The following is a 16167-nucleotide window of genomic DNA, read 5'->3' as shown; positions in this document are numbered from 1 at the left end:
CATGGATTGATGATGTTGTAAAATATTTAGGGGTTTAGGCATAACTATAAATGTAATTGAGTATGCTTTCTGATAGATCATATACTACCGATGAAAGATCGAGAAGTGATTGGCTTCAGTCTAATTTGGGAAATATTGGTGGAGCGAAAAGTGTTACAATTGAACGAGTATTTAGAAGTATATGGCGAAGGAGCAGACTTTAATGATGCAAGTAGTCGGATAACTGATATTGGGTCGGTGCCTACTCATTCTAAAAAGGGTTTAATTAATAACTCAAAAGATATACTGAATAACTTAGAAATAGAGAACGTTAGATATGATTTTGAACGATTGATAGGTTTTGATAATGGCTTTTATGCTAATATCCCTCCTTTCAATTTTGCTCTCGTACAGGATGAAGATATGGAGGTGGAAAGAGTATTCTTGTTGGAGGAAATAAGATTTGAACTGCAGGTGATATAAAATTCTTTATGTAAATATTCACTAGGCAACCGTCTAAAGTATCAATATGCTGGAGCAGAATAAGCATGGTAATACGTTTTTGTTGGTGAACTTTAGGGTGTATTGGATGCCGGAGAGTTTCAAGATAGGAACCTGATTGAACAGTAGTAGGGACAATCTCACTAACTGTGTAAGTTTTCAAAAATCGGAGTTCGTAGCAGGATCTATATGACATGGACGTGGTTTTAATAGGCCGATATAGTATGTTTCATTAATCCCCCCCAAAAAAACAGGGAACCGGCCGAATAGCCGGTTCCGTAACATAGTTGTGATAATGAAACCAAATTAAGGGCACAGAAAGTTTCAAAGTTCTTCTTATCTCCTTCCCCCAAGCAGCCGGTACATTTCAGCTCCCGCCAGTAGGAAAGCACCGGGGCCGTAGGCTTCAGTGCTGCCCGCATTTACCTTATTGGGAGCGGCGCCAATGGGCTGCACATATCCCAGCTTGCCATCCGGGTTTACGGAGGTGGCCAGCGCTTCCCACGCTTTTCGTGCTGCGGGCCAATAAGTGTTTTTGTCCAGCAGGTCGCGGTTGATGCCCCAGAGCAGTGCGTAACAGAAAAAACCTGTTCCGCTGGTCTCTTTGATATTATAGCTGTCCGGGTCAAGCAGGGAGGCATGCCAGCTGCCGTCTGGCAGTTGGAGGGCTACCAGTTTGGCGGACATTTCGCGGTAGAGTTGTACAAAGCGGCTTCTGTCAGGATGGCCGGCGGGCATGTTTTCCAATACCCTTACCAAACCGGCTACTACCCAGCCGTTGCCTCTTGACCAGAACACTTTTTCACCGTTCTTTTCGCGCTGGGCAAAATACCGGCTGTCGCGGAAGAAGAGTTGTTCTTGTGGGTCGTAGAGATAGTCTGTTGTTTTCCACCAGAGTTTGCTGGCCAGGTTGAGGTATTGCTGTTTGCCGGTGGCGGTGGCAAGGTAGCTGAGGGCGGTGGGGCCCATGTAAAGCGCATCGCACCATGACCATTCCCGGTGCCGTATGCTGCCATCTTTCCATTCAAGGGGCTCGTTGTTGGGCTTGGCCAGTATGCTGTCTGCCAGCGCCTGCCAGGGGGCTATCATTTTCTTTTTCCGGTATTTCATGTAAAGCTGTGAATAGACCTGGCCAATGCAATAGTCGTCCGCAAAGAAGCGCAGCGGGCCGGGCTGCCAGTCCATGGCTTCGCAGGTTTTTTTGACGTAACGGAGGTATTGGCGTTTTTTGCTGATGTCTGCCAGCGCCATGAGGCCGGTAAGGCCGGTAGCGTTTACCCAGTGGTTCATCCGCAGTTTTTTGCTGCTGGTGTCCCAGTAGTGGATCTGCCAGTCAGCTACTTTTTCCATCAGCTGCCTGATGTCTTTTGGGTGAAGCGGTGTGGCCGGCGGCTGGTCTGCGAGTTGCATTTCCAGCGTGCCGCCTTTCATCAGGGCAGCATAATCTAATGCATAGCCGGCATGCGCCCGGTTGTTCAGCATCATGGACGTAATGTACATAGCGGTGTCTGACGCTTTCCGGGAAATGATCCTGAAGGTCTTGTTATTTTCCAGTTGAATGCTGACCGTGTCAAAGAGGGGAGAGCAGACCGCATATTGCCCTGATACGGGGTTGACGGGGTACAGGCCGATGGCCGCCATAACGTACCAGGCAGACATCTGGCCGGCATCGTCATTGCCGCTCAGGCCACCCGGCCCGTCCGTGTATTCGCTGGCCAGTATGTTCCTTACCTCCCGCTGTGTTTTCCAGGGCGAACTGGTGTAATTGTAAAGGAAAGGCACCTGGTGGCCGGGCTCGTTCCCATGCCAGTATTCCTGCTTCAGGAAAAAGCTGTCTAGCGCCGCTTCAAATTGCTCCTTGCCGCCTTTTAAGGTGATGAGGCCTTCTATATCGTGCGGCACGTACCAGGTGTATTGGCGCGGCGTGCCTTCTGTAATGTAGGGCGCCCGTTTGTCTGGCTCAAAGGGAGAATGCCACTGGCCGTTGGCGTGGCGGCCTCTTACAAAACCGGCGGCGGTGTCAAACACATGGCGGTAATTCAGCGCGCTGGCGGCCAGGCGGCGGTGGTCTTCTTTTTTACCGAGCGATCTGGCAACGAGTGAAAGGGCGTAATCGTCATACGCGTACTCCAGCGTGCGGGAAACCTGTTCTCTTTTATGGAAAGCGTCGGGCACGCTGTCTTCTACCGGTATGTAGCCATATTGCAGGTAGCTTTTCAGTGCCCGCCTGCCTTTGCCGTCTGCATAGGCCGCGGCGGCGGGTGTTTCAAAGGCGTTCTGCCGCATCAGGTCATAGGCGGCCTGTACGTTGTAGTGGCGGATGCCTTTCAGGTAGGCGGATGCAATGAAGGCGGTTACGTGGTCTCCTATCATGGCGGAGGTATAACTGTTCCAGCAGGGGAATATGGGCAGCCATCCGCCCTGTTGCCCCTTGATGACCATAGACCGCACAAAGTTATTGATCAACCCCGGGTCTATGATCTCATACAGGGGAAGCATGGTCCGGTAGATGTCCCACATGGAGAAATCATCATAATAATCTCCTTCCTGCAGCCGGGCCGTTTCATATTGCCGGGAAAATGCGGGGTAGGTACCGCTGGCATCGCTGAAGAGGCGCGGCTGCTGCATGGTGTGGTACAAGGCCGTATAAAAGATGTTTTTGGCGCGGGTATCTGCCGTGCTGACGGTTATTTTTCCAAGCGCTTTTTCCCACTCATTTCCCGAGCGGGATTTTACCGCTTCAAAATCGGGGGCGGGTATTTCTGCCTGCAGGTTCTTTTCCGCTTCTTCAATGCTGGTGAAAGAAGTGCCTGCGCGTATGATAACGGTGGCGCCTTTTTTGAGGTGCCAGCTGGCGTATGCGCCGATGCCGGGTTGTTTGGCAAGGCTCTCTGCCGGCGTTATCCGGCCGTTGACGTAGGTGCCGCTGTTCTCAAAAGCTATTTCAGCACGTACTACAAAATACCCGCTGAAGCCGGCCGGCTTACCCCAGCCCTGGTAAATGCGGTGGGCGGGATTGTACCCTTCAACCTGGTTCTTCTGCCGGTTTATTTTGATAAACCCCTCGCCCTGGTCGCTGTTGGGTGTTACCAGCAGGTGCAGGCTGTCATCTTTCTCCATGGTAAAGCGCATGATGCCGCTGCGGGCCAGCGCCGTTACTTCGGCCAGCAGGTTGTACCGGCCCAGTTTTACGGCGTAATAGTGCGGGGCGGACTGCTCCTGCTCATGAGAGAACGGGGTGGCGTATTCAGCCACATCGGTTTTCAACCGGCCTGTTACGGGCATAACGGTAAAGCTGCCATAGTCCTGCGTGCAGGAGCCGCTGAGCCAGTGCGTGCCCCTGAAGCCGCTGAAAAGATCGTCTTTGTACATATACGGCGGCCGGCATTTCTGTTCAGACGTGCGGGTTTGCGGTGTCCATTGCGTCATCCCGAACGGTACGCCTACGGCGGGTATCGTATTGGCGTACTGTTCTGTGCCTTTGCCATGCATGGCGCTGGCTATAATGGAGCTGGCGGCCGTGCCTATCAGCGGCTGTACATATTGAATGAGACTGTCTGGCGGAGAAACGGGAAAATGCGTGGCAAGCGCCGGGCGCAGCGGCGCCAGCGTGATGACTATAATAAGCTGTATAACGTATTTCGGGAGCATGTTTCTTTTTTATTGAGTGGAGAGTTTGTGTAAATGTTGCTGGATGGCGGCTATCATATCTGTGGTAGGAAAACCGTTGTTGGGCCGCCTTTTGGCCGGATCATACCAGGTGGCCCACTTGGGGTTGCGGTCTCCGGTACGGCAGGTGTTGTTGATGGCGGTCATTTGCCGCATGGCTTCCGCGGCCAGCTTTTCCGCGGCAGCAAGTTGCTGCTTGCCGCCGCCTGTCAGGTAGGCCTGTTTCAGGTGAGACATGCGGAGCAGCGTGCTTTCCAGGTCCAGCAGTTGCCAGTACATCAGCGCGGGCAGGTACACATAGTCGTGATAAAAGTCATTGCCTGCGGACAGCCCTTTGGCTGCTTCCTTGTAGGCGGCCTGCACCAGCGCCGTGCGTTGCGGGGTGCCGGGGGCTTCCAGGTCTTCGTACCGGGCGGTGAATGAGCCGTGCGGCGTTTGCACCGGTGTATTGCTGAGGAAGCCGATCAGTTTTTTGATATCGGAGAGTTTCCTTACATATCCTGTTCTCTCAAAATGGGACTCATTGAGTTTTTTCATGGAGGCTATGGCGTACGGAGCCGCTTTTTTCCCGAAATAGTAGGTAGTCCAGCGCTGAAAAAACGCCGGGCCGTCAAATCCCTGCGGGTCCAGCGCCCACTCGCTGAAGGCTTCCAGGTTGAGCAGGAAGGGCCTGAACGTTTGGCCGTTCACCTTCAGGTATTTGTCTGCCTGGTATTGCTGCTGCATAAAGGTCATGATGGAATCTATGCGCCGGGGGTACGGGTCATGTACGGTATGGTTGGTCCAGAAGCCGGCGTGCATGTACGTACCGAAGGGGTATCCTTTTGTGCTTTTGGGCATGGTCTGGAAGTTGCAGTACCCGTCGTCCGCCCATACAACAATGAAGTCTTTCGGCGGATTGAAGCCTTCGTTGAACAATTCCATACCGTCATCGTAACAGGTACACATCTTTATTGCGCCGGGTTTGTATACGGTCAGTATACTGTCCAGCACGGCAAACATCTCGTTGAAAACTTGCACGCGGTTTTCCCCGCAGCTGCTTACGTAAGCTCTGTCCCATATCTGGTTGCGGGGCCGCAGGGAGTAGATGTCGGCTTTGCCGAGGGGCGTTTGCGTGAGGTAGTATACCCAGGTATCGATCCACTTGTCTTTATACTGGCTCCAGCAAAGCGCTTCACTGTCGCTGATGGAGCGCATATGATAGCCGAGGCTGAGGTCTACCTGCACTTTCATGCCTTTCAGGCGGGCGTAGTCCATCATGCTGTCTATCAGCGGAAGGTTCACTTTATAGTCCGGCCGCAGTTTAAGGTATGGCTCGCGGGTGTAAAATTCCGGTCTCCCCAGCATGTCAAAAAGATGGATGGCGTTGTAACGGATGCGGCGAAGGGAGTTGACCATCCCTTTCCATGTATCCATATCATACTCCAGGTAAGGTTTCCGCATATTGGCCAGTTCGTCTACATCGTTCTCAAAATAGCAGACAATGGGCACTTGCTGGGAAGGTACCACCCTGTTTAACGCGGCGGGCAGTGCGGAGGCCTTCTTCCTGGCCGGTTTGCGGCCGGTCCAGTACTCGAACGGGTCTATGCCCAGCTCTGTGCGGCAGTAACTGTATACGGTATTCTGCATGCCTTCAACGGTGTTGCCGGCCAGCAGGGTCATGTTGCCGATGGTACGGATAACGCCATCGCCTTCGAGATGCATGTTGTTCTCTTTTATCATGCGGGCCAGCAGGGCACTGCTGGCGGGTGTGCCTACCAGGAAGCTCTGGCCGGAATTATTATCCGCCGCGGGTTCCGGCGCTATGCGTACGGTGGCGCCGGTCACTTTTTCAAGGTCTTCTTTCAGGTCTTTGCAAACGGCCAGCTCTGTTTGCGAGCTTTGCGTGCCGTGGTAGATCGTTACCTGGGCGCGCGTCAGCAACGGGCCTGCCAGCATACAGCAAATGCCGGCCAGTATCGGTTTGATGAACATGTTTCTAACTGGATTATAAATTGATGTTTATTGTTTCTGCATGTTGGCCCCCGTGCGTTCCGCCCATTTTTCCCATAGCTGCTGCATAGTGGTAGCCTGTTGCGGCAATGAGGCGGCGCGGTTGTCCAGTTCCGTACGGTCTTTTTCCAGGTTGTACAGTTGCCAGGGCTTGCCTGTTCCGGATGAGGCCAGCTTGTACCCGTCTGCCATCACGGCTTTGTGGTTGCCGAGCGACCAGTAAATGGGCTGGTGAGGCAGAGCCTTTCCCTGTTGTATGGCGGGCAGCAGGCTTTGACCTTCCGTGGGCAATATCTGCCGGCCCTTGTACTGCGCCGGGTAGCGCGCGCCGGTGGCGGCGCAGAGCGTGGGCATGATGTCTGTTACATGGCCTACCTGCTCCAGTACCTGGCCATTCCGTTCCGGGGTAATGGCAGCGGGCCACCTTACTATCAGCGGGGTGGAAATGCCGCCTTCCAGCAGGTCTTTTTTGAAGTACCGGAAGGGCGTGTTGCTGGCGTTGGCCCATGACTGGCCGTAGCTCATGTAGGAACTGTCTCCACCGGGCGGGAAGCCGTTCTCCCTGTTGTCAAAACCCTGCGGGCCGCCTTCTGCGCAGCCGCCGTTATCGGAAAGGAAAATAACGATGGTATTTTCCGTATTGCCGCTTGCCGCCAGTTGCCGGAGAATGCGGCCAATGCCCTGGTCCATCCGGTCTACCTGCGCGGCATATACCGCCATTTTCTGCGCCATCTCGTTGCGTTGGGATGCCGGGAGGTCTGCCCACGCGCTTACGGCGCTGTCTCTCGGAGAAAGCTGCGTGGATGCGCTGATAATGCCCAGTTCCTGCAGTTTGCGGTACCTGCGCAGGCGCAGGGAGTCCCAGCCGGTGTTGTATTTGCCGGCGTACCGTGCAATGTCTTCCGGCAGCGCATGCAGCGGCCAGTGCGGCGCGGTGTAGGCCACGTACAGGAAGAACGGTTCGGCAGCCTCTCTTTGCTGCCCTATGACCTTGCAGGCGTAGTCCGTAATGGCATCGGTCATATAAAAACCTTCGCGGGGCGGCTGGTACCGCTGGCTGTCCTGCGCCATGGTACGTATGGCCTTGGGGCTTTTATCATTAGTGATATCAAAATAGTTGGACGCGCCGCTGATAAGGCCAAAGTAGGTATCAAATCCCCTGTCTACCGGCCAGTAAGGGCGGTGCTCGCCCAGGTGCCATTTGCCGGCCATGGCGGTGTGGTAGCCGGCTTCTTTCAACACTTCCGCAAGGGTTACGCACCGGTTGTTCAGGTAGCCCTGGAAGGGGCCCTGAGGGCCTGTTTTGGGCCATGCCAGCCCGGCCATGCCAACCTGGTGAGGGTACAGCCCGGTCATCAGAGACGCGCGGGTGGGGGAGCACCAGGCGTTGTTGTAAAAGCGGGTGAAGCGGATGCCTTGCTGCGAGAGTGTGTCAAGGTTGGGCGTGCGTATCTCGCTGCCGTAACATCCAATATCTGAAAAGCCCATGTCATCTGCCATGATCAGCACAATGTTGGGCCGCGGCGGCTCAGTGGCGCCGGCGCCGGCACAACGCCATGCTATGATGGGCAGGGCGGCTATAAACAAGATCCATCTCATATTCTTCATCAATGTTGAACGGTTAATTGCCTGATACTGTCCAGCGAGCGGGCGAGGGCCTTTGCTCTTCCCGGAAATTGTACGCAGCGGTTAGTGGTCTCTGACGGGTCTGTGCGCATGTTGTACAGCTGCCCCTGCGGGCCGCCGGGCAATGCCTTTTCAGCTATCGGCTCGCTGAAGCCGCCCGATCCCAGCCCTTCTATCCATTTCCAGTCTCCGTGGCGGATGGCGAGCATGCCGTGTGATGACGCATGCACGATCATTTGCGGGATGGCGGTGGTGTCTGGCTTGCCGAGCAGCGCGGGCAGTATGCTGTAGCTGTCTGGCGCGGCGGGCAAGCGGGCGGGGCCGCCTGCCAGTTCGGAGCAGGTGGATACCAGGTTGGTGAGCGAAGTGGTAACGCCTGATACACTGCCTGCTTTAACATGCTGCGGCCAGCGCACAATGAAAGGAACGCGGTGGCCGCCGTCCCAGATGTCTGCCTTCATGCCGCGGTAAATGCCCGCGGAGCGGTGGTTGTACCGCTGCTGCATGGAAGGGCGCCAGTAGGGCCCATTGTCGCTGGTGAAGACCACAATGGTATTCCCGCCCAGGCCGCTTTCTTCAATGGCGGCCAGTATGCGGCCTACCATGGCATCTGTGAACGCTACATAGTTGCCGTAGCTGCCGGCATTGCTTTCATAGCCTTCGGCAGGCAGCCAGGGTGTATGCGGCGCGGGCATGGCAAAGTAAAGAAAGAACGGCCGGGCGGCGTTGCGTTGTTGCTGTATATAGTCTACGGCCTGTTGGGTAAGGTGCGGCAGCACCTGGTTAAAATCAAAGCCCGGCGCCATTTTGCCTGCCCGCCAGAACGCGCCCGTAGCATATTCCGGATCGGTTTTCCCGCGTACTTCGCTGCCGTTGGTGTGGGCGTCGGGTATGGCGGTAAGGGTATCGTTGCGGAGGTAGCAATACGGCGGCATGTCCAGTGACGCGGGCAGTATGTACGAATAGCTGAAGCCACGGGTGTTGGGGCCATCATCTACGGGCCGGGTAAAATCAATGTCTTCCGGGTCTGGCTCTGGCAGCAGCAGGGTTTCTTCCCTGCCTTTTTTAATGGCCCAGTTGAGGCCCAGGTGCCACTTTCCGATGGCCGCTGTATTGTAATCGTATTGACGGAGCAGGGTAGCGGCGGTAAGCTGCTCTTTACCGATGAGCGCGCCGCCATAGCCGCGCAGCACGCCTTGTTGCAGGCGGGTACGCCAGCAGTACACGCCGGTGAGTATGCCGTAACGGGAAGGGGTGCATACGGAAGAAGAACTGTGCGCATCGGTAAAACGCATGCCTTCCGCGGCCAGCTTGTCTATGTGCGGCGTGCGGATGGCGGACGCGGGGTTGAAGGCAGACACGTCACCGTATCCCATATCATCTGCCAGGATGTACACGATGTTGGGCAACGCGGGTTTGGGCGCGGCGGAACGGCAGCCCATGAACGCAAGGAGGCCCAGCGCCGGGATGATGAGCATATTTTTAGGAACCGGATTTTTCATGGAGCGGTGGGTAATTGGTGATGAATTGCTGGTACAGGTTGTCAGGGAAAGCAAGCAGGTCGCCGGTTTGGCGCATATGCTCCTGCAAGTCGCGGATGAGCTGCCTGCATATGGCCTGGTAGGCCGGGTTAGTGGCCAGGTTCTCTTTTTCCTGCGGGTCTTTCTCCACGTTGTACAGCTCCAGGTACGCTTCTTTGCGGAAGGTGTCCATAATGAGCTTGTACTGCCCGCTTACCACGCAGCGCTGGTTACTGCCGTAGGCGGCGTTGCCGTCATACTGGATGAACACCTTGCTGCGCGGAAAGGCCTGCCCTTTGGCCAGCGGCAGCAGGGAAGAGCCGTCTGTAGCGCCCGCGCCGCTGATGCCGAGGTAGTCTATCAGGGTGGGCCACACGTCTATCAGGCTAACGGGGTGCGCGGTCTCTTTCACGGCCGGGCGGAAGCTGCGGGGGAACTTGATGATGAGCGGTACGCGGGCGGATTCTTCATACATGCACATTTTCATCCAGAGGGAGTGGCTGCCCAGCATTTCGCCATGGTCTGCGGTGAAGATGATCAGCGCATCGTCATACATGCCTTTTTCTTTCAGGGCGGCGATGATCTTGCCCGTTTCATCGTCCAGCAGGTTGACCAGGCCCATGTAACGGGGCCACACGTCTTCCCATTGCTGGCGGGAATAGCGGGCGCCTATAAAGCCGCCGAGGGCGTACAATTGCAGTGGCGATTGGCCGCTGTACCATTGGCCAACATTGGCGGGGATGCTGATGTCCTGCTTTTTCACCTTGTCATAATACGGGTCGGGGATGTGGAAAGGCGGATGCGGAGACATGAACATGGTGGCCAGCATCAACGGTTTTTTGCCATCGTGCTGCCTGATGATGCCGGCGGACCTTTCCCCGAAATAATCGTCAGGGAAATAGCGCAGCCCTTCTTTATAACGTTTATGTGCGGGGATGGTGTAGCGTTTGGTATGTGTATAGGCGCCAGACACCAGCTCCGGCGCAAAGTCCGTAAACTCTTTCCCGCCGGGCTTCTTGACGCCCTGGGGCGCCAGCCATTGCTGATAGGTCTTCTGCGTGATCCACTGCACGTTAACGGCGGCGTCTTTTTCAATATCAGGCTGCGTGAAAAAGTGCTGCTTGCCTACATGCCAGGCGTTCCAATGCCTGCCCATGGTCTCATAAAGGTTGCGGGTGCCCTTTTTTACATTGCGGTAATGCTCGTCTTGCGCCACCCATCCGTTGAGCAGGCTGCCGTTGTTGTTAGGGTACCGGCCTGTGAAAAATGCGCCGCGCGAGGGTACGCATATCGGGCTGGCGGTGTAGGTGCGGGAAAATACCACGCCGTCTTTTTTAAGCGCGTTGATATGGGGCGTATAGGCGCCGAGGGCATCATAACGCAGCTGGTCCGCCATGATGATGATAACGGGTATGTTCTTTTGCTGTGCCTTTATGCTGTGCAGCGCCAGCAGTTGCAACAGCGCTATAGTGAGAATCTTTTTCATGGAACGTGATCAATGGTCTGTATGCTGAAATGCAGGGTTGTATTCCCCTCTTTTTTTAAAGCCGGGCCAGTTGCGCATGGCGCCAAAGCGCGGGTAACTGTCAAAAATATCCCCATTGCCGGTCATCCGCGGGTCTCCCTGCCGCGCCAGCGTTTCTTTCAGCCGGGCGCTGAGGGCGTGCCTGATAGAATCGTAGGCCGGGTCTGCCGCCAGGTCCCTGGTGCAGCCGGGGTCTTGCCGTATGTCAAACAACTGCTCCATTTCTTTTTTCCCGAAGCCCTGGCTGAAGAGCAGCGGCCATTGCTCCGGGTGGGCCTGCATCAGCGATTTGGTGGGCGAAGGATCATCTATATCGTTGTAGCCGGGGCCGATGGGTTTGATGTCTGCAGATGCGGCAGGTTCTTCTTTTGCGGGTGGCGGATCGCCTGCGGGCCAGCGGTCTGGCTTGAGGTTGAGCAGGAAGAGATAGTCTGCCGTTCTCATGCCGCGTGAGGGGTAGCCTACATTGTCCGGCCGCGAAGCGGAATGCCTTTCCCTGCCGGTCAGCACGTATTCGTTGGGGGAAGCGCTGGCTTGTTGCAGCAACAGGGGCATCAGGCTATGGCCGGTCATGGAGGGCAGCTCCGTCAGGCCGGCTGCCTGCAAAAAGGTAGGGGCCAGGTCTATGAGGCTGATCAGGCCATCTTCTTTTCTACCGCCAGGCACGGTGCCGGGCCAGCTAATGGCCAGCGGCACGTGGGTGCCGTATTCCATCAGGGTAGCCTTGGCGGAAGGGAACGGCATGCCGTTATCTGAAGTGACCACTATGAGGGTATTGTCCAGCTCGCCCTGCTCACGCAAAAAATCAAGGATGCCGCCGAGTTGCCGGTCAAACCAGGCAATCTCCTGCATGTAGTCCGCAATGTCATTTTTAACGTCCGGGTGGTTGGGAAGGAACGCGGGTATATGCACGGAATCTGTACCGGCGCCGGAGCCTTTGGCATAGGGGCGGTGCGGTTCCAGCGCGCCTACCCAGAAAAAGAACGGCCGGCCGGCTTGTTTTTGCTGGTAGAAATCCCTGAAGTTGGCGTTGTAATCTATGTTGCTGATGGTTTTGACAGGCGGTACAAGCGTATGCCGGTTGTATGCTTCGGCCACGGGGTTATGTGCCCATCCCGCATCTTTCCAGTTGCCCGGCCCCCAGGCTTTGCCGGTATAGCCGGTTGAATAGCCCGCTTTCTTCAGCAGTTCCGTAAATACAGGGAACTTTACGGGGAAGTAACTGCTGTGGGTGCCTGCTTCTTCCAGTTGCCAGATGTTGAGGCCGGTGAGAATGGCGGCCCGGGAAGGGCTGCACTGCGGCGCGGGGGCAAAGGCGTTGTTGAAGAGCACCCCGCTGGCGGCAACGGCATCAAAGTTGGGTGTGTTGACGCCGGGCGTGCCATAGGCTGAAGCATACGGGAAAGACTGGTCGTCTGAGATCACGAACAGGATGTTGGGACTTTTTTGTGCGGGCTTGCTCCGGCAGCCTGCCAGCAATAGCAGGCAAAGCGCCGTGGCCAGCCATGTTCTGGAATGTATCATCTCGTTATTTGTTTTTCTCTGTTACCGGTATCTGTTTCACCACTGCGGGCAGGTCATCTGCCGTTTCAGTATATACCCATTGCCCGTTGACCTGCTCGCGCAAGCTGGTGGCGCCGCTGCCGGAGCTGAAAAATGCAGTGCCGTTATTGGCGGTGGCCCTGATCATGGCGGGCCTGGATGCGTTCAGGTCTGCCTTTACCGTCCAGTTGCCGATAACGATCTCCTGGTTTTCATTGATGCGGCAGGGGAGGGCGGGTTTCCCTTCGCCTACCTGCATAACGGCCAGGAAGCGGGCGCCGGCGGCTTTTTGCGTGGTAACGGCTTTCAGGTGCCACTCGTCATCTTTGTAGGTCATGAGCCGGCCTGCAGCATCGCGCCGCTGCATCCAGTTCACCACCGGCACGGCAAACGTATCTGCCACCGCCCATTGTACGGGCTGCGAACTGAAAAAGGTGACGGCTGCGGATGCATCGTTTACCACGGTATGGAAATAATGCTGCGCGGTATCGATGCTGATCTGTTGCTGGCTGTGGATGTACCATGTCCACTCCGCGGGCTGGGCGGCGGCCAGCTCGTCATACACTACTACAATGTTCGGGTGCAGCAGCAGCAGGTGCCGCCGGAACTTTTTCAGGCCGGTGTTGTCTTTCCCTTCGTCACGGTAAGCCATGGAGGCGTCTCCGGCTGCATATGAGAGCTGCCGCCCGTTCACGAAACGCGGTATCCATCCGTAGCTTTTGGTATCAAAGCCCTGGCCTTTGCCGTCTATGAGCACGCCGTTATGCCCAATGGTGGCCTTGTACCACTCCAGCCGGTGTTTGTCGCTCATGGCTACTTTGTGGCCGGACATATAGAACATGCGCTTGCCGTTATACAATATATTGAAAGTATTCTGGTCTGCCAGCATATGGCCGTAAGCGCCGTAAGGGCTAGACCGCATGCTGACCATGAGGTTGTTGTTCAACTGGCCGATGCGGGAATGCATGTCAACCACGCCAACATCGCTGAAGCGGCGGGCCGGTAAAAAGGCACTGTCTGGCAACACCGGCGGGCGCGGGGCCGTTGCCAGGTAACGCAGCCTGAACCAGCGCAGCATTTCCGCGTCTGCCAGTTGCAGCTTTTCCGTTTCTTCTATTTTCTGTGCATAAGTGGCGGCCACTTTGCTGCCGGTCAGCTTGCTGAGCGCGTCTGCGTAAGCGAGGTAGTCCGCGCCCGGTGAAGCATTGGTTTCCACGCCATCCCCGAAACCGTCGCTAAAAGAACCGGCGGGAAAGGAATAGAGCATCCAGTAAGGATTGTTGGCGTACCAGGGGTGGTTGTTGATGAAATCGAACCCTGTGTAATTTTTGATGATCATGGGAATGTCCAGCTGGGTTTCCATATTGATCCTGAAATAACTGGCGCCTTCCAGCCAGCCGCCTTCTGATTCACCCATTACGGGCGCGCGGCCCATCCACAATTCATAAGCGTAGGTGAGCCACTGCCGCGCTTCGGGCAGGTGCCCCAGCGTAGCCAGCGCGGTCTGTACAAAAAAGTGAAGGTCATATTGCCATACGTGGGCAGACAGCACTTTGGCGTCTACATCGTTCAGCCAGTGTTTGTAAAACCGCTGCGCCCGTACGCGGATGTTGGCCAGCAGGGCCTGTTTGTCTTGCGGGGAAAGCTGGTCATAAAAAGTATCATAGGCAAGGGCCATGGACAGCATGCAACCGGCATCGCCAAAATCGTTCACGCTGGTGGGGCCGTTAGGGTCCCAACCGGCTATGGCCCTGGCCCATTGAATGCCTTTGGCGGCATATTGCTGTTGCCGGGAAAGCAGGTATGCCTGGCAATAGTGCTTCATATGGCTGAGCGCGCCAAAGCCCCATTTTTTGCTTTGCGAATCTTTCAGCCGCCGCTCTTCATACGTGCCACTCTGCTGGCCGGTATGGCGCATAACCGGTTCGGTATCGGGCACTGCGCCAAGCAGCTTGTCTGCCGCCCGTAGAATGGCCGCCGCATCGGCTGTGCCTTTTGCCCTGGCGGCAAATGCGTTTTGTTCCGGCTGGTCTATCAATACCCGCGGATGGTGGGCCGGGATGGAAGACAGCAGTTTGTCTGCAGTAGGGGATACAGCGTAAGATGTCTGCTCCGGCATGCGGAAAACGGCGGTGGCAGACCATGGGCCTTTTTGCTGCCGGTATTGCCAGTACCACCTGCCGGGCGCCAGTGTACGGTGCGGGTTAAACAACGTCCACGGAATGCCGGTGGCGGCAATGGTTTGAGGGGAACGGAAAGTTTCGTCTTGAGACAGCCGGATGTCATACACCGCTTCCTTGCCGGCCGGCGGCCAGCGCAACACCGGCGGTGTGCCCGTTACCAGTATATCTTCGGCGGGTGAGGCCCACTGTTGGTGCCTGGCGTGCAATACGGGATAGTCCGCTGGAAAACGCGGCCGGTTGCCCAGCACTTCCGCCTGCTGCAGCTCCAGATGCCGCATCAGCTTGTGCTCCAGCGCGGCGGCCTTTTCTGGTTGGGCGGCGGCGAGGTTGTGGATCTCTTCAAGGTCGTTCTGCAGATCATATAGCTCTACTTTGCCTGTGCGCCAAAGTTTCACCAGTTTGTACTGCCCGTCTATAATGGCGGAATGCTCGTAACTTTTTTCATACCGGTGAAAGTAAAGGCTTTCTTCTTTTCGCTGTACGGCGCCCTGCCCGGCGTTTTGCAGCAGGGGCTGGATGTTGGCGCCGTCCAGGTAGTCTGGCAGCGGCGCATGGCTGCCGGCCAGTGCGCCGAGGGTGGGAAGGATATCGTACCCTACCACCGGGGTATGGCAATAGCTGCCGGCTTTAATGCCCGGCCCTTTTATGATGAACGGCACGCGGATGCCGCCCTCGTACAATACCCATTTGCCTCCCCGCAGTGGGTAGTTGTTGGTTTTGCTGCCTGTAGCGGAAGGAGGGGCCAGCTTTTGTTGCCCGGAAGGCGGCGGCAGGGAGGGTACGCCGCCGTTGTCCGACATAAAAATGATGTAGGTATTGTCAGACAGGCCCAGTGATTCGACCATATCCAGGATACGGCCAAGGCCGGTATCCATATCTTCCAGCATGGCCGCCCAGCCTGCATTGTTGTGAATGCTGCCGGGGGCTTTGCGTTTATATTTTTCGTATGTTTTTTCTTTGGCCTGGATGTCTACATGCGGCGCGTAGTAAGACACCTGCAGGTAAAACGGATGCCCCGCGGCAGATTGCCTTTGCATAAAACTGAGCGCGCGGGCGGTAACCGTTCCTGTTCTTTTAGGGTCTTTGCTGAGGTACACCTGGCTCCATTTGGTTTTGGTGTCTGTCATCAGGTCCCCGTTGGCATTTCCCGTGTTGCCGTCACTTTCATCGTACCCGAGGTCTTCCGGGAAAATGTCTGCGCGGAGGTCCCACTTGCCGTAGTGCGCTGTTTTGTAAGCAGGGTCTACAGACTTCAGCAGTGCGGGGATGGTGAGCCATTTTTGCTGATGGGGGTGGTACCGTTCCGCGAAGCTGGCATCGCCGGTATGGATGGGAGATTGTCCGAACTGGATGCTGCGGCGGGAAGGCGTGCAGAGCGCCGCGGGCGCATACCCGCTGCTGAACCGCATCCCTCCGCGGCCCAGCCGGTCTATATTGGGTGTTTCGTAATAGTCGCTTTTGCTGTTGGGCAACCTGTTGTCCATGGCGGAAGAAACAGATGTCCACCCCTGGTCATCTGTGAGGATGAATATAAAATTGGGTCTTGCAGGGGGGGCTGGTTTCCGCGCAGACAGGCAAAGAAATGCCAGGCCGGCTATTCCTGCCAGTAATAGTACTTTTTTTCTCATGG

At 56.1% G+C, this 16167-nt stretch carries 8 protein-coding genes; 1 reads left to right on the top strand and 7 read right to left on the bottom strand.

The features are described 5' to 3' along the window. Window positions 1–90: 90 nt before the first annotated feature. Window positions 91–462, top strand: a complete 372-nt coding sequence (locus D3A97_RS23965; RefSeq protein ID WP_198674161.1) for a hypothetical protein — start codon at window positions 91–93, stop codon at window positions 460–462. Between the two features lie 354 nt (window positions 463–816). Here the strand turns inward: D3A97_RS23965 and D3A97_RS23960 are convergent, their stop codons facing one another. From D3A97_RS23960 to D3A97_RS23930, 7 genes are read right to left on the bottom strand one after another with little or no spacing between them, the layout of a single operon-like run. Continuing rightward, on the bottom strand, window positions 817–4131 hold the full coding sequence (locus tag D3A97_RS23960) for a GH92 family glycosyl hydrolase (RefSeq protein ID WP_232826066.1): 3315 nt from the start codon (window positions 4129–4131) through the stop codon (window positions 817–819). A gap of 9 nt (window positions 4132–4140) precedes the next feature. After that, window positions 4141–6123 carry a glycosyl hydrolase 115 family protein gene (locus tag D3A97_RS23955; RefSeq protein WP_119081108.1) on the bottom strand — a complete coding sequence of 661 codons (1983 nt, stop codon included), beginning with the start codon at window positions 6121–6123 and terminating at the stop codon, window positions 4141–4143. 27 nt (window positions 6124–6150) lie between these two features. Beyond that, on the bottom strand, window positions 6151–7740 hold the full coding sequence (locus D3A97_RS23950; protein ID WP_157986740.1) for an arylsulfatase: 1590 nt from the start codon (window positions 7738–7740) through the stop codon (window positions 6151–6153). Window positions 7741–7748: 8 nt separating this feature from the next. Beyond that, entirely contained in the window at window positions 7749–9245 is a 1497-nt protein-coding gene (locus D3A97_RS23945) for a sulfatase family protein (protein ID WP_198674160.1), read from the bottom strand. 4 nt (window positions 9246–9249) lie between these two features. Then, the gene (locus tag D3A97_RS23940) at window positions 9250–10773 is read right to left on the bottom strand and encodes a sulfatase family protein (RefSeq protein WP_119081105.1); all 1524 of its coding nucleotides are present in this window, start codon (window positions 10771–10773) and stop codon (window positions 9250–9252) included. 9 nt (window positions 10774–10782) lie between these two features. Next, a complete protein-coding gene (locus D3A97_RS23935) occupies window positions 10783–12336 on the bottom strand; it encodes a sulfatase family protein (protein WP_119081104.1) in 1554 nt (517 codons plus the stop codon). A gap of 4 nt (window positions 12337–12340) precedes the next feature. Next, window positions 12341–16165 (bottom strand): DUF4962 domain-containing protein, encoded by a 3825-nt coding sequence (locus tag D3A97_RS23930; protein WP_119081103.1) that lies wholly within the window; start codon window positions 16163–16165, stop codon window positions 12341–12343. Window positions 16166–16167 lie beyond the last annotated feature (2 nt).

It is taken from the genome of Chitinophaga alhagiae (assembly GCF_003568665.1).
In the GTDB taxonomy this organism is placed as follows: domain Bacteria; phylum Bacteroidota; class Bacteroidia; order Chitinophagales; family Chitinophagaceae; genus Chitinophaga; species Chitinophaga alhagiae.
This window is presented reverse-complemented; position numbering and strand designations above follow the sequence as displayed.

What these genes read in the sequence shown, in the direction of transcription:
- D3A97_RS23960 (WP_232826066.1), bottom strand. Translation starts at nt 4,131, where the DNA reads ATGCTCCCGAAATACGTTATACAGCTTATTATAGTCATCACGCTGGCG.
- D3A97_RS23950 (WP_157986740.1), bottom strand. Translation starts at nt 7,740, where the DNA reads ATGAGATGGATCTTGTTTATAGCCGCCCTGCCCATCATAGCATGGCGT.
- D3A97_RS23940 (WP_119081105.1), bottom strand. Translation starts at nt 10,773, where the DNA reads ATGAAAAAGATTCTCACTATAGCGCTGTTGCAACTGCTGGCGCTGCAC.
- D3A97_RS23965 (WP_198674161.1), top strand. Translation starts at nt 91, where the DNA reads ATGAAAGATCGAGAAGTGATTGGCTTCAGTCTAATTTGGGAAATATTG.
- D3A97_RS23955 (WP_119081108.1), bottom strand. Translation starts at nt 6,123, where the DNA reads ATGTTCATCAAACCGATACTGGCCGGCATTTGCTGTATGCTGGCAGGC.
- D3A97_RS23930 (WP_119081103.1), bottom strand. Translation starts at nt 16,165, where the DNA reads ATGAGAAAAAAAGTACTATTACTGGCAGGAATAGCCGGCCTGGCATTT.
- D3A97_RS23945 (WP_198674160.1), bottom strand. Translation starts at nt 9,245, where the DNA reads ATGCTCATCATCCCGGCGCTGGGCCTCCTTGCGTTCATGGGCTGCCGT.
- D3A97_RS23935 (WP_119081104.1), bottom strand. Translation starts at nt 12,336, where the DNA reads ATGATACATTCCAGAACATGGCTGGCCACGGCGCTTTGCCTGCTATTG.